This is a genomic window from Microbacterium sp. LjRoot205, from assembly GCF_056175745.1.
Window position 1 is genome coordinate 45543 of the sequence record NZ_JBGFFH010000002.1, and the last position, 14740, is coordinate 60282.

Below are 14740 nucleotides of genomic sequence, written 5' to 3' on the forward strand. Positions count from 1 at the left end.
CCACCCTACAGAAATCCGACAGGAAGAAAGCACAACTATGAAACTGCAAGTCGCCATGGACGTCCTCAGCACCGAGGCCGCTCTCGAGCTCGCCGGCAAGGTCGCCCCGTACGTCGAGATCCTCGAACTGGGAACCCCACTGATCAAGAGCGAGGGCCTTCGCGCCATCCGCGCAGTCAAAGATGCGCACCCCGACAAGCTCGTCCTCGCCGACCTGAAAACCATGGACGCCGGTGAGCTCGAGGCCGACATCGCCTTCGCCGCAGGCGCCGACTACGTCACCGTCCTCGGCGCGGCCGGGAACTCCACCATCGCCGGGGCCGTGCAAGCGGCAAAGGCGCACGGCAAGGGCGTCGTGGTGGACCTCATCGGCGTGAAGGACAAGGTTGCCCGGGCAAAGGAGGTCACCGACCTCGGCGCGGAGTTCGTCGAGATGCACGCCGGCCTCGACGAACAGGCCGAGCCCGGGTTCACCTTCTCCACGCTCCTCAACGACGGGGAAGCCGCGAAGGTCCCGTTCTCCGTCGCCGGCGGTGTGAACCTTTCCTCGATCCTGTCCGTGCAGCGCGCCGGAGCGACCGTCGCAGTCGCCGGAGGCGCCATCTATGGCGCCGACGACCCCGCCGCCGCCGCCGCGGAGCTGCGCGCCGCGATCATCTGACAGCGCCCGCCGCACTCTCGTCGACGCCGGGGCCGGCGCCCCGACACCGGAGCCGCGGCCCTCGCGTCGTTGCCGCCAGGCGCCGCGCTCGCACCGGACACCGTGCCTTCTCGTGCCACCGCCTTGCAGGGGTTGGATCAGTCGTGATCGTGAGGCTCGAGTCCGTGGACGTCCTCGAGCGCGCTGTACTCCAGATCCTCCTCTCGCACGTAGCCGTGCCGCTCCCGGTGGATCGCTAGCCGGCGACCGAACACCAGGACGCCGATTCCTGCGAGCAGCAGAACCCCGGCGCCGATCCCGAAAGGCAGCAGCCAGTCGCCGCCACCCGTGTGCGCTAGCTCGCCGGGCAACGGGCCGGAGGGCGGCGGGGTGGACTCCGGCGTTGGAGGCGGGGTCTCCGAGACGATGGTCGTCTCGCCGGGCGCACCGCAGATTCCGCGGACGAGCTCTGAGCCGTCGGCACCCCTGATCGTCTCGATCCAGAAGTAGGTCCCGGCGACCTCGAACACGACAGGCTCCGAGACATACTCGCCGGCGTCGTCAAGCGGGATCGGTTCGGTGGTGTCCATGAGCTCGTCGGCCGTGCAGGCTGGCTCGTCGCCGTCCTGCAGGTACGACTGGAAGCTCAGCGTCGCGCCCTCCGGGACGGAGCCGGTGACGGTCGCGGTATCGGTGGCGGGCGTGCCGAGCTCGACCTGCGGTGTCGCGTTCGTCGTTACGGTCAGCGGCTGCGGCTCATCGGTGACGACGGTCGTCTCGCCGGGTGCGCCGCAGACTCCCTCGACGAGAACTTCCTCGTCGGAGTCGTACAGCGTCTCGATCCAGTAGACGGCCCCGCCCTGCGTCGCGCTGGTCGTTCCGGAGCGGTAGACCCCGGCCTGGGAGACGGCGATCGGCTCGGAGGTGTAGAACGGCACTTCGCACACCGGCGCCGCGTCCAACGGTTGCGGCCCGTAGGCGCGGAACACGACTGTCGATCCGGCAGGGGCGTCGCCTTGCACGAGCGCGAGGTCCTCGAACGGCTCGCCGACCGCATCGGTGTCGGCCTGCCAGTAGCCGTCGCCGTGGAAGTCACCATGGTCGGCGGGGAAGCCGCTCACGGTCACCGCGTCAAAGACCCTGCCGCCCGAGTGCACGTTGTACTCGCGCAGCAGCGACGAGATGTGCAGCGGCCACCGCACCGAGGTCGACTCGACCGGGATGCCGTAGCGGTCAGCCCAGTCGTCGGCGAGGTAGGGGCGCACCCAGTCCGGCTGGGAGGCCTTCTTCATCTCCCACACCCAGCTCACGAACCCGCCCGCAGGCGCGACGACCATCGGGGCGATGTATCGGCCGGGGCCGGTCGCGGTGATCGTCACCGTGCCGATCGGCACCGCGCCCGGGTCGACCGCGGCGGACTCCGTGGGCGGGCGCACGCCAGGCACCCGATACGCGGCGCCCTCGAACACGACAGGGATGGGCTCTCCGTCGACGCGCAGCCAGGGGCCGTTGCCGCTGGAGACGACGATCGTGTCGGTCAGCGGGTCGCCTGAGACCGCGAGGTGCTGGTCGGCGGTGGAGACGGCCAGCGGCTGGAACGGCGTGACCGATGACTCGGCCAGCCTCCCGAATCGGTCGGTGAACGAGCCCGTCAGGTATCGCGCGTACTCGCCCTGATCCTCCTTCGCGATCCGCCAGACCCAGGTGTAGAACCCGGAGCTCGGCGCCTCGATCGTCCCCGGCGACGTGTACGAGCCCGCGCCGGTCAGCGTGACCTGCTCGACCCCGGCGACCGGCGCACCCAGTGGCGGCGTGTCCGCCTCGCTCGGCTGCTGGTCGAACGGACCGTAGAGCGTCCCCTCGGCGACGATCGGGATGCGCGAGCCGCCCAGTCGCGTCCAGGTGCCCTTCGTGAGGGTCACCTCGAGCTGGTCGACGAAGGCGTCGCCCTCCGTGACGTAGCGCGAGGAGACCTGCGTGGCGATCACGGGCTAGAAGTCGAGGTCGATCACCGGCGTCTGCGCCGACGCCGACAGCGCCGCGGGCGAGCCCGCGACCGAGGCGATGATCCGCTGCTCGTCGCCGGCAGAGGTGTAGAGCGACAGCTTCGCCCCGTACCCGTCTGCGGCGACGCTCATCGATGCGCCGATCTGGTACGACGGTGCGCCGTCAGAAGGCGTGCCCGTGATCCCGAACTGCCCGCCGCCGACACTCCGGCTGCTCGTTCCGTTGCCGAACGCGGCTCCGGTCAGGTTCACCGTGCCCTGCAGGTGCGAGGGGTTCGCGGCGACCGTGAGCGTGCCCGCATACTGATCGGCCATGTCGATCGAGAGCGACAGCGACGGATCGACGACGGCATTGACCGGTGCTTCGGTGCGCATCGTGGCGAGGTTCGCGAGGATCATTGACCGTGCGCTGGCAGGAGCGCGGGCGACGTAGTAGGCGTCGCCGGAGATCTCGTGCGAGTTGTAGACGCCGGGATCTCCCACCGACCAGACATAGAGCGCGACCGCGGCGGTGACGTTCGCGTCGCCGCTCTGACCCCAGCGTGCGAGCACGTAGTTCAGCTCGGCGATCTGCTGGCGACTCAACGAATCCAGCGACTTGATGGTCTGCGGACCCGAGGTCGGCGAGAACGGCGCGTTCATCCCGAGATCGATGCAGTACGCCTGGCGGCCATCCGAGCCGGTGCTGTACGAGCCCAGCCAGCCCGCTCCGATGTCGTAGCCGACTCCGTGACTGCCCGCATGGGCCGGGGAGGCGCCAGGGAGCATGGTGCCGATCGCGATGATCAGGATCACCAGGGTGGCGACCAGCCGTGCTGCTCGTCGTCGTGTGGGCGGATCGCCTGCTCCCGGTGAGCCGACGGTGGTTGCAGATGACATGCGCTTCCTCTCGATCGCGGTCGCGGACTTTGCCGCGGAGGAGAGGTAGGGGCACCACATCCCGGATTGCCTCGTGCGTGCGGGGAGCGCACCTGGGAGTGTGACGGTTTCGATCCGGGTGATGAGTGCGGGGCACGGCTATCGCTACTTGCTGGACTCGGTCGTCGTCGGGGACGGACAACGTGATGCGGCGCAGGCGCTGACCCGCTACTACAACGAGTCGGGAACCCCGCCGGGCCGATGGGTTGGCGCGGGCGTGTCCGGGTTCGCCGGTCTTGATGCCGAGGCTGATGTGACCGAGGAGCAGCTGCGTCGCCTGATGGGTTTCGGGCAGGATCCCGTCACAGACGAGCAGCTCGGGCGCCCATATCGGAAGTTCGCGACCACCCAGGCGCGTGTCGAGCGTCGCCTCTCGGGCCTCCCGGACACGTTGAGCCCCGCCGAGCAGGCCGAACAGCGGATCATGATCGAGACCGAAGAGCACGCGAAGCCGACCGGCGCACCGGTGGCTGGATTCGATCTGACGTTCTCGGTCCCGAAGTCCGTGTCCACGCTCTGGGCCGTCGCGGATGCCGGCACGCAGGCCCTCATCGCGCAAGCGCATCACGCCGCGATGCGTGATGTGATCGAGCTGGTCGAGCGCGAGGTCGCGATGACCCGGGTGGGTGCCGCCGGCCCGCGGGGCGCGGTCGCGCAGGTCGACGTGCGCGGGGTCGTCGGGACGGCCTACCACCATTACGACTCGAGGTCCGCCGACCCGCAGTTGCATACGCACGTCGTGGTCGCCAACCGGGTGCAGGGTGCCCATGATGGGAAGTGGCGCACCCTCGATTCCCGAGCCCTGCATGCCGCGGTCAGCGGCCTGTCGGAGCACTACAACGCACTCCTGTCGGACCATCTCGCCCGGCTGCTCGGGGTGGGGTGGGAAGCCCGTGAGCGCGGCCCTGGCCGGATGACGGCGTGGGAAATCGCCGGGGTTCCCCAAGGCCTGATGGACGAGTTCTCCTCCCGCACCCGCGACATCGAACGCAGCAAGGACCGCCTGGTCGCCGAGTACACCGAGCGACACGGCAGGGCGCCGTCACGGAAGATGCTGTGGCAGATCCGCCAGCAGGCGACACTGGAGACGCGGCCGGAGAAGCAGAAGCACTCCCTGGCCGAACTGACCTCACAGTGGCGGCGCCGTGCCGGGCGGGTGCTGGACGAGGACCCCGTCGGATGGGCAAGGCAGGTCGTCGCTGCGGGCTCGCATGAGGCGTTGCTGCGTGCCGATGACGTCGATCTCGAGGAGATCGATCGCCTTGCGCACGTCGTGGTGGTGCAGGTCGCGGACCGGCGTTCGACGTGGCGACGGTGGAACCTCCATGCCGAAGCGGTCCGGCAGACGATGGATCTGCGCTTCGTCTCCACCGCCGACCGGGAGGCGGTCGTCGGCCTGATCGTCGATGGCGCCGAGGCCGCGTCGCTGCGCCTCACCCCGCCCGAACTCGCCTCCAGCCCCGCCACGTTCCGCCGAGCCGACGGTGAGAGCGTGTTCCGGCCGAAGGCGTCAACCGTCTACTCCTCGGAGGCGGTGCTCGCGGCGGAGGATCGACTCCTCGCCTTCGCCGAGCAGCGGACCGCTCCCACGGTCGATCTGGCCGCCGTGGAGCGGGCATCCCGTGCCAGCGGGAAGCGGCGGGCGCTGTCGGCGGATCAGCTTGATGCGCTTGCGAAGGTCGCTGTCTCCGCCCGGGTCGYCGATGTTCTGGTGGGGCCGGCAGGGGCGGGAAAGACCACGACGATGAGCGCGCTCCGACAGGCCTGGGAGTCGAGCCACGGGCGCGGGTCGGTCGTTGGCCTCGCCCCGTCGGCCGCGGCCGCGCAGGTGCTCGGTGAGGAGCTGCGGATCCCGACGGAGAACACCGCGAAATGGATCCACGAGCACAAGCAAGGCAGCTGGGACCTCAAGCCCGGCCAGCTCGTGATCATTGATGAAGCGTCCCTCGCGGGGACGTTCGCGCTCGACCACATCGCGGCCCATGCGGCCGAGGTCGGTGCGAAGGTCTTGCTCGTGGGCGATTGGGCGCAGCTGCAGGCTGTGGACGCCGGCGGCTCGTTCGGACTGCTCGTGCGCTCCCGCGATGACGCCCCAGAGCTGTTGGACGTGCGACGGTTCCGCAACGTGTGGGAGAAGCGCGCGTCTCTCCAGTTGCGCATCGGCGACACCGACGTCATCGACAGCTACCTCGCCCACGACCGGGTCACCGGCACCGACCGCGACGGCGTCCTCGACGCCGCCTACCAGGGATGGCTCGCCGACCAGCGGGCAGGCAAGAGCAGCGTGTTGATCGCTGAGGYCCGCGAGACCGTCAGCGACCTCAACGACCGTGCCCGCACCGACCGGGTCCTCGCCGGTCTCGTCGAGGAAGGCGGCATCCGCCTGCACGATGGCACCCGTGCATCCCGGGGCGACATCGTGATCACCCGCCGCAACGACCGCCGCCTGGCTCTCGGGCGCAGCTGGGTGAAGAACAACGACCGCTGGATCGTCACGACCGCGAACGAGGACGGGTCGCTGACTCTCCGCCGCGAGAAGTCCCGGTGGCGCACGACGCTCACCCTGCCTGCCGCCTACGTCGCCGAGAACGTGGAGCTCGGTTACGCGATCACCGCTCACCGTGCGCAGGGCGCGAACGTCGACACGGCGCACGCGGTCGTGTCCTCCCCGGAGATGACCCGTGAGGCGCTGTACGTCGCGATGACCCGCGGCCGCGAGTCGAACCGGGTCTACGTGGCCACCGACGAGCAGCACCTCGAGGAGCATCAGCACCGTGCCGACCTGCAGATGACTGCCCGGTCGATCCTGTTCGGCATCCTGCAGCACACCGGCGCCGAGCTGTCGGCGCACGAGACGATCACCGCTGAGCACGACGAATGGGCCTCGATCGCGCAGCTCGCCGGCGAGTACGACACGATCGCGCAGACCGCCCAGCACGAGCGATGGATCTCCCTCCTGGAGCAGGGCGGCCTCGACGAGTCCACGATCGACGAGCTCATCGACACCGACGCCTACGGCATCCTCACCACCGAGCTGCGCCGCCTGGAAGCCGAAGGGCACAACATCGATGACCTGCTGCCGCGAGTCATCCGCGCCGGCGGCCTCGAGGGCGTCGACGACCTCGGCTCGCTGCTGCGCTATCGCGTCCAAGTCGTCGCCGCCCGCTACCAGCCAGCCGCGCGTCAGCGCCAGCTGATCGCTGGCCTCATCCCCAGGGCGAGCGGGCCGATGGTCGAGGACATGCAGCGAGCCCTCACCGAACGCGAGGCACTCATCCTCCAGCGCGCACGCACCCTCGCCGAAGCGGCCATCGTCGAGCAGCCGCCGTGGGTACAGCACCTGAACGTTGCAGGCGCGGGCACTGCCGAGCAGAAGCAGGTCCTGCTGCATCTGACCACGGTTGCCGCGTATCGGGACCGCTACGGGATCACCGCCACCTCGAGTGCGCTCGGGTCGATCCCGGAGGGTGACGCGCAGCGCGTCGACTATGAACGTGCCCGTGCCGCCGTCCGAGAGCTGGGCGAAGTCTCGGAGATGGACCTCGGCTCGGCACCGAGCCGAGAGGCGCCGGTGCGGGAGCTCTGAGCCGTCCCTCTACCGCACGTCGGAGGAGGGGCGTATCCTCAAATCAGCGGTAGGAAGACTCATTGACCGTGCCAGGCCCTTGCGGGATTGGCATGGTGGCCCCGCAAGGGGAAGACCTCATTCGCACAAGGCCTCACCGCCCACTCGGGACTGTGCCCCGGAGAACGCGATGAGGAGTCTGCTGTGCTGATCTATCTGCTCTTGGTCCTGAGCGTCCGCGTCCGCAATTTCATGCGCGTCTGGATGCCGACGAACATCTTCCTCGACTACCTGCGCACGCGCCGTGGCGGCAAGCGCGACGGGACCGCACTCCTCGTCGGCGCCAGCTACCTCGCCCTCGCCATCGGCTGCGCCCGGGCGGTCGAGCTGGGCTGGCCCGGATGGCTCTACCTCGCCTTCTGGCTCTTCCTGTGGAACGCGAGCAAGTTCCTCCTCTTCCCACCCATCGAGGCCGGCCGGCGCCGGGTCCACCGTCTGCGCGCAGTCCGTGCCCGGCTCTCGCAACGCCTCGCCGCGCCCGACGGCGCGAGTGCTCAGGACCTGACGCCCCAGCAGCAGACCGGGGTCGACTACGTGGGCACCGGACGCTGAAGCGGCCGCCTACTCCGTCTCATCGAGCGTGTGGCGCACGGCCTGCGCGATCGTGTAGCGCGAGACCCGACGGCTCGGATCCCCGTGCGCATAAAGATCCTCGACAACCTCCAGCACCGGACCCAGCACGTCCGCGGTCAGCTTGTGCGGCACCGACAGCACAAGCTCAGTGGCCTCGTCCAGCGTGTACGAGCCCGTCTGGGTGGACGCGAGGTGGTCGATCATCAGTCCGAGCTGCTCCCGCACGGACTCCTCGATCGACAGCTCCACCACGTCACCATCGGCCTCGAACGAGGCAAGCGCTGCGGCATCCCGCTCGCGCTCGAGGAGGTACTCCCATTCCGCTGGTTCCACCACGCGCAAGTCGTCGTCCAGGAGGCCGCTCGTGTCGATGACGTATTCGCTCTCGCCGCGGGTCTCGTGGAAGTACGCCATCACCAGCTCGCGCGGCGCGTCGATCTCGAAGATCTGGTGTGCGTGCCCGGACACCGCGCCGATCCGGGTCGCGAACCAGTGCGCCCGCTCGAAGCTCGTCGTCCACGACAGCCCCAGCTCGTGCCCTTCCGTCGCCGCACGATACAGCGGCAGCGTCTCCGGCACCGACGAGAGATCGCGCAGCTCGTGCTCGTGGAGGTACTTCCCGTCGGCGCCGGCGACGTCGAACGCGTACCGCCAGACGTCGTAGTCGGCCGCGCGGCCGGGCCATTCGCAGGTGGTCCAGGCGTCCTCGAGGCCAATCCTGATCTGTTGCGGATCGGTGAGCACGTCCATCGCGATCGCCGTCAGCAGGATCGCCGGCTTGTCGTTCCGGCCCGCTCGTGCCGACAGGTCCTCCCACCTCATCGGCGGCGCCTCGCCCCGAGGGTGCTCGCGCACGGGACCTCCTCTCGCCAGATCATGTGTCTGTTGTACCTCGTACATTCCACGATCTCGCTCATCATGAGGCCCGCCGGCCGGTGACCGATCCATGACCGAAAGGTAGGAGTGAGTCATGGCGACGCCCTCTGGAGTCCTTGAGGGGCGGGCGTCTACGCAAAAAGGTCGGACGGCCCCCGGTAGTCGAGCTCGACGACACCGCCGACTCCGGTCCCAGTGACTTTCAGCAGCCCCTGACGGCGCGGGTTCAGGTGCGCGACCAGTACCCCGACTTGACGACCATCTGCTGACTCGATCACGGTTGTTCCGTCCGCATGGGGGAGCGCCCGGTATGGCTCGCCGGAGCCAGGCTGGAAGTCCTGAATCCAGGTCACTATCGACTCGTGAACTTCATGAACCCACGTTCGCTGGCGAGACGTGACAGTGCGCGTGGCGAAACTCATCCACAGTTCGTGGGTGGTCAGAGTCGGCCACGCTGTGTCTCCGGCTGCGAGTTGTGTCGCGTCGGACGTCATCCACTCATGTAACCCGCCAAGCGTCGAGAACTCGGCTCCGGTTGATTCCACCGCGGCGAGCGCTCCCGATCGTGAGGCGAAGCCTGCTCGCATCAGTGTCGACGCGGCCCTGTTCAGGGTGCCGGCTTCTACAGCGGCGACGCTCAGTCCGGTCTCCGGACTGGATAGGTCCCAGGGGAATGCATCGGGAGTGGGATGTGCTGCAGCGCGGACACGGACGGCTTCGAGCGCCCACGGGAGTCGGTATGCCAGGGTGTCTTCGATGAACTCAGCCGTTTCGAGGCTGTCGTCCGCCGCGATGTCTGCGACAGGGCGCCCTCGCAGCCACCCGACCAGGATCTCCTCCCAGTTGTCTGGTCGAGTCTTGGGAGTGAAGGGGAAGATATCGAGCACGATCCTGGCGAAGCGGGTGATCGCGTCGATCGCTTCGTCGTCCATGCCGAGTTGGATGGCTGCTTCGGCGATTTGCAGGTGACGGTTGAGTTGCTCAGCATTTGAATCGAGATCCCGGCCGGTCGCGAGGCCAACGCCGGCCAGGTAATAGCCGCGCCGCTGATCCGGAGTCGTGGTCCGCCAGATGACTCCAGCTCGGGCTACGAGACCTGTCCGCAGGGCGTTGCGCACAGCTTCCTGGTAGCGAGCGACTGTCCGTGCCCACAGCGATGAAGCGAGAACTGCATCGAGCGCGGCGCCGAGATCCTGCTCTGTGACGGAGGAGTCGCTGAGCAGTCCGAGGATCGCGCAGTCCAGGCTCGCGAGTTGGCCCGGCCAGATTTTCATGGCTTCGCTCGCGGTCTCTTCGTCTTCGGCGGCAATTGCTGGGAAGGACCAGTCGGCAAGCCCCGTGACGTACTCAGTGAAGTCGTCCCAGTCGACCTCGCCGAGACTGTCGGACATTCTCTTGAGCATGGTGGTGAGGAGTCGGACGAGTCCGCTCTGCATATCCCGCAACTGGGAATCTTCGACGAGCTGTTGCCAGTTCTGTCGTGCTCGTCGGGTGGGCTCGAACATCGGATGCACCACGAGTCCGGATGAGTCGACGAACGCTCGTCCGGCTCGGCCGACGATATTGCGGAACTCGGCGGCGTCAATGATCTTCCGGTTGCGCCACAGACTATGCACCACAAGCGCGCTCGCCGATAGGTTCAGTCCCTGCGCCAGCGTGGGGGAGGAGATCGTAATCTTCAGTTCTCCCTGTTGCAGAAGTTTTTCGACTTCCTTGCGGTAGGGCCCTGGCAGAGAGCCGTGATGGATGGCGACACCCATGCGTAGGCAGGCAAGGAGAGGATGGTCGGCCCCGAACCATTCTTCACCGATACTGAGTGCGGTGTTCAGGACAGTCGGGTCGCCGTCGAAGACATTGCGGAGCGCGCCTTGCCGGGCCAGCTTGACGACCAGCTTGGCGAACGCGTTGACGGACGTCTTCAGCGGGCAGAACACCAGGACGGTCTGGCCATCGTCGACCAGGCGCAAGGCGGTGGCCAGAGTCAGCTCTTGCGCGTCTTTCGGGAAAGGGAGCTTGCGTTGCTTGCTGGGGACGATCTCCGCGGTGAGGAACCGGGGCACATACGGTTCCTCACCGCCGACAGTGATGTTCAGCCTCGCGTTGTCTTCGCGCCAGACGACTTCTCCGTACCGGAGGATGGTGGGACGCCAGTCACTACTGATCAATCCATCGGGTTCATCGTCGGTGAGCCAACCGACGAAATCCTTCACCTCATCGCCCTCGGGCAGGATCGCTGAGAGGCAGATGATGCGACGAGTCTTCGCGTCCGGGCGACGGAGAAGTCGCTGAATTTGGACCTCGTACCGCACCTCCCGCTCGTTCGCTCCGATCATGTGTCCCTCGTCGAGCACGATCAACCCGACATCGTTGAGTAGATCGGGATCGTTGCGGAGCGCGAAGTCGAGCTTCTCGGGAGTTGAGACCACAATGTCGCGCTCCTGGAGGATGCTCTCGTCGACATCGCTGACCCCAGTGGTGCCGTACAAGGACGAGATGGTCTTGCCGAGAGGGACGAAGGTGTGTTCCAGAGCGGTCTCCGTCTGTGCGGACAGCGCCCGGAGCGGGGTGACGAACACCACGCGTTTGCCTTCGGCCAGGGTCGCGAGGATACACAGTTCTGCGATGCGAGTCTTGCCGGCGCTCGTGGGCAAGGAGAGCACGAGATTGTCTTGGGTATTGAGTACCCGTGACGCGGCTTCCAGTTGGGAGGGCCAGAGGTCGATCTCGGAGCGCCGTCGGCGGAAGAGCGAGGCGATGAACGTGGCGCGCAGGCGATCCCAGTCGCCAGCGTCCCCGTTTCCCGGACCCGTCGGCAGGACCACATGGAAGCTGGACTCCCACAGGCCCCGCAGCAGGTGGATCGCCAGCCGATGACACCACCACTGCGGCACCATGCTCAGAGCGGCCGCGCCGCGCATTCCCACCTCGAGCCGTGCAATGGCGTCCGTGAGGAGAGCAGGCTCACCACGTTCGAACGCCAACATGGCCACGCTGATCGCACCCATGAACGCGTCGGTCATCGCGGTGTCGACCACATCCAGGACATCGGCTCCGCCCTCAAGGTCGTCGTTACCGTTGTCCGGATCGAGCGTGGAACGCAACTCCTCGGCAAGGCTCGCATCCGACGCCTTGTCATCCGCGCGGCTTCCAGAGACGAGCCTCGTCAGGGTGTCCAGATCCCGGAGCATGAGCAGCACCAAGGATCGCTCGGTGGGGGACACGTTCTGATCGTTTCGCGTCGCTGCCAGAAGGGAATAGGCCCGCGCTGAGTATCGTGCGAGATGAAAGCCTGCTGCGGCCACCACCCGATGAAAACTCAACTCTGGCGTCGCCTCCCCGCGGGCGATGACCGATTCGATCGCTGACGCTGCGTTCTCGAACGCCCGCCGAGACACTTCGGCAGATCCCTCCAGATCGCTCAGCTCCAGTCCGTGCTCCAGAAGCGCGTAACCGTAGGAGAGGAGATCGTGGCTCAGTAGGACGTCAAATGGGGGAGCGTCCTCTGGGAGAGCCCCATCGCGCCATATCATTGCGCGCGCCTCTCCACGGGCAAGGAGTCGCCCACGGAAGCCGGACGCTGTTGCCCGATCGATCGCGGTTTCGAGATCCTCAACGCGTCCGGGCATCACGGATCACCTCTTCGAAGACTCGACGGATGAACGCCTGGTGCTCTGGGACCTGTAGCCCCACACCGAGTCGGCGGATCTTGCCCTTGTAGGCCTTGGTGTGATTGCGCAACAACTTGAGAGGGTTGTTGCCGGAGAACGTGAAGAGCAGGTGCAATACGTCGCTCGGTCGGATGCGTCCACGAAGCTGGGCGGCGAGGATCTTCACGTGCAGCTTCGTCTCGCCCATCTCGCGCAGACGCGCGGCAACGAACATCAGCGCGTGGGGTGTCGGCAGGCCGTGCTCGCTCAGCAAGGCTGCTTCTGCCTCGTCAAGTGTCGAAGTTGAGAGGCTCGCACGACTCTTCGCCTCGCCTTTGAGGAACTCAAGCTTGTCGTCGTCCACCATGCGAACGCCGAGAAGATCGTCCCCGCGCATGGGCATATCGCGGCTGTCCTTCCACCGCAGGCGTGCGATCATGCGGTAGCCGAGCTCCCGAGCCACGTACTGGGTGCCGAGGATCTCCCCGAGTTCACCCGACCGGGTCCGCTTGCTGACCGGCAGCTTTCCGCTGAGAACTTTCGCCGCCTCGGGCTTGCCGAGCTCGCGTAGCACCGCCGCGATCTCATCCGCAGCCACGTAGTGACGGGGCACAGCGGCAGCGGCCCACGTCACGCCAGCATCAACCGCAGCCCCGTCGGGCGGCACCATCCGCACAACTTTGTGGGAGCCGACGTCTTCTCGGGTAGTGGTCACCCACGTCCTAATCCGAGCCATCCGAACAATCCTCCAAAAGTGGCTTGGTCAAACGAATCATCCGGCCTGTGGGGCACCTGATATTGCGCACGGTTAGACATCGGCAGAGATGACTGCTCATTCGAGTTCCCACCGGCGCGTCGATGGTTCCCACACGGCTTCGCCGTCGAGCCCGTCGATCACGGGATCAATGAATGCAACGACAGCGGCGATCGCATCGACGAACCGCTGTGGCAGCCCCTGCACAGTCGATCCCAGGCCACTGCGGTAAGCGGCATACGTCGTTGCTCTCAGGGTGCCCAGACCTTCGGTGGCCTGCGACAAGGGAGTCAGTGCGACGCCACGGAAAGCCGCCGTCGCCTCGACCGCCGCGCGTACCGCATTGCAGCGCACGCTCTGTGTGCCGGTGAGGATGTGAATGTCGGCGAAGTCCCGCACGCGAGTATTGGCCCGCCCCAGGTCGATTGCGGTGACCAGCTTCTCGGCCAGCACCGTCTCGATCGGGTAGCCCAGGATCCGGATCGGTGCAACATCTGGGCGCAGCGCCGGCAGCTCCACCAGGCGGGGTGCCGGGGTGACCGGGTCTCCGAAATTAATGTCGAGACGCAGCTTCACCTGGGCGGTAACAAGCTGCGCGCCCATCGTCACCCGAATGCCGGAGTAGAGCGCGTCGTCACGGATCACCGCGGTCGTGACCGTGCTGGGCAGGAACTCCACACCGTCGTCCGGATCCTCAAGCGACGCGATCTCGGCGACACGCTGGGCGACCGTTACCTCGTCAGATGCCATGTTCCTTGCCAGCGCGTCGGCATCGACGGTGGGGCGGCGGGTTCCGAAGGACGCCAGCAGCATCCMGCCCTTGAGAACGAAGTCATCCGCGTAGGGCGAGTGGGAGAGGCGTGCCAGCCACCGTTCCACGACATACATCGTCAGTAGTTCCTGCGTGCCGCGCTTCTCCCGGCGGGCACGGTTCTGCAGATCCAGATATGCACGTCCTGCCGTGCTGTCTCGCGTGGGCCGGCTCACCGGGCGCTCGCTACGTCCAGAGCAGCGCGCACCGGCCCGAACGTGCCCAGCGCCTCCGCGTACTGCAGGAGCAGCGCGGGTCGCGCTCCGGGGGAGGACAGGTAGCGGTTCAGGGCGGCGTGCGCGATGGGCTCGCCGAGCCGGCGGCGGAACCGCATCAGGTCCACTACCGTGCGCGTCGCGTCGTAGATTCGCACTGCCTCGCCCGGCCCCGCCTCGAACGACGACAGGCCGAGTTCGAACGTGGTCTCCTCGAAGCGGAACACCGTCACCGGCGGATAGTCGATCACGGGGGTGTGCGAGCGTTTCGGCACCGCGATCTGCACCGCGGGCGGCATCTCGTCGGTCAACTCGTGGAGCGCGGCCGCTGACACGCAGCACACGATCGCCCGCGGCGACCGATACGCGACCGCCAGCACATCCGGATACGACGCCGGTGGCGCGTCAGCACGGCGAAACACGCCGCGGGAGAGCTCCACGACCTGTCCTGCATCCCGCCAGGCATACAGGTCACGCGGGTGTACCCCGTGCGCCCGCGCCATCTCCGTCGTAAATGTCGACGGCAAGCTCTCACCGATCGCCTTCATGGATAAAAGCCTTGCACATGATAGGCAACTGTGTGCGTATTTTATCCGAGCGGCGTGTTGCCGCTCCAACTTGCTCGGTGCGGGGCGAGTGGTCTCGTCCGAACAGACTGGACGGATGTGTACTGAG

General features: G+C 67.1%; 10 protein-coding genes. 3 read left to right on the forward strand and 7 right to left on the reverse strand.

All coding sequences use genetic code 11. The features are described from left to right. Window positions 1-37: 37 nt before the first annotated feature. Window positions 38-661: a 3-hexulose-6-phosphate synthase gene (gene hxlA / locus AC04ME_RS06050; protein ID WP_475434069.1), complete on the forward strand. Its 624-nt coding sequence runs from the start codon at window positions 38-40 to the stop codon at window positions 659-661. Window positions 662-798: 137 nt separating this feature from the next. On the opposite strand, the gene AC04ME_RS06055 is transcribed toward hxlA, so the two are convergent. Both AC04ME_RS06055 and AC04ME_RS06060 read right to left on the reverse strand, forming a co-directional pair. Further along, window positions 799-2628, reverse strand: coding sequence for a hypothetical protein (locus AC04ME_RS06055; RefSeq protein ID WP_475434071.1), 1830 nt, complete (start codon window positions 2626-2628; stop codon window positions 799-801). A gap of 3 nt (window positions 2629-2631) precedes the next feature. After that, on the reverse strand, window positions 2632-3525 hold the full coding sequence (locus AC04ME_RS06060) for a hypothetical protein (protein WP_475434072.1): 894 nt from the start codon (window positions 3523-3525) through the stop codon (window positions 2632-2634). 121 nt (window positions 3526-3646) lie between these two features. On the opposite strand from AC04ME_RS06060, the gene mobF reads away from it, so the two are divergent. Together mobF and AC04ME_RS06070 are read left to right on the forward strand one after the other, a co-directional pair. Continuing rightward, entirely contained in the window at window positions 3647-7150 is a 3504-nt protein-coding gene (mobF, locus tag AC04ME_RS06065) for a MobF family relaxase (protein ID WP_475434074.1), read from the forward strand. A gap of 183 nt (window positions 7151-7333) precedes the next feature. After that, window positions 7334-7741 (forward strand): hypothetical protein, encoded by a 408-nt coding sequence (locus AC04ME_RS06070; RefSeq protein WP_087132394.1) that lies wholly within the window; start codon window positions 7334-7336, stop codon window positions 7739-7741. A gap of 9 nt (window positions 7742-7750) precedes the next feature. Here AC04ME_RS06070 and AC04ME_RS06075 read toward each other — a convergent pair whose 3' ends face one another. From AC04ME_RS06075 to AC04ME_RS06095, 5 genes are all read right to left on the reverse strand, one after another. After that, on the reverse strand, window positions 7751-8584 hold the full coding sequence (locus AC04ME_RS06075; protein ID WP_475434076.1) for a hypothetical protein: 834 nt from the start codon (window positions 8582-8584) through the stop codon (window positions 7751-7753). Between the two features lie 185 nt (window positions 8585-8769). Beyond that, complete coding sequence (locus AC04ME_RS06080) at window positions 8770-12168, reverse strand: DEAD/DEAH box helicase (protein ID WP_475434078.1); 3399 nt, start codon at window positions 12166-12168, stop codon at window positions 8770-8772. A gap of 79 nt (window positions 12169-12247) precedes the next feature. Then, complete coding sequence (locus AC04ME_RS06085) at window positions 12248-12955, reverse strand: Hachiman antiphage defense system protein HamA (RefSeq protein WP_179206775.1); 708 nt, start codon at window positions 12953-12955, stop codon at window positions 12248-12250. A 162-nt stretch (window positions 12956-13117) separates the two neighbouring features. Beyond that, window positions 13118-14026 carry a nucleotidyl transferase AbiEii/AbiGii toxin family protein gene (locus AC04ME_RS06090; RefSeq protein ID WP_475434080.1) on the reverse strand — a complete coding sequence of 303 codons (909 nt, stop codon included), beginning with the start codon at window positions 14024-14026 and terminating at the stop codon, window positions 13118-13120. Further along, entirely contained in the window at window positions 14023-14613 is a 591-nt protein-coding gene (locus tag AC04ME_RS06095) for a type IV toxin-antitoxin system AbiEi family antitoxin domain-containing protein (RefSeq protein WP_087132399.1), read from the reverse strand. The genes AC04ME_RS06090 and AC04ME_RS06095 overlap by 4 nt, the downstream gene beginning before the upstream one ends. Window positions 14614-14740: the final 127 nt, after the last annotated feature.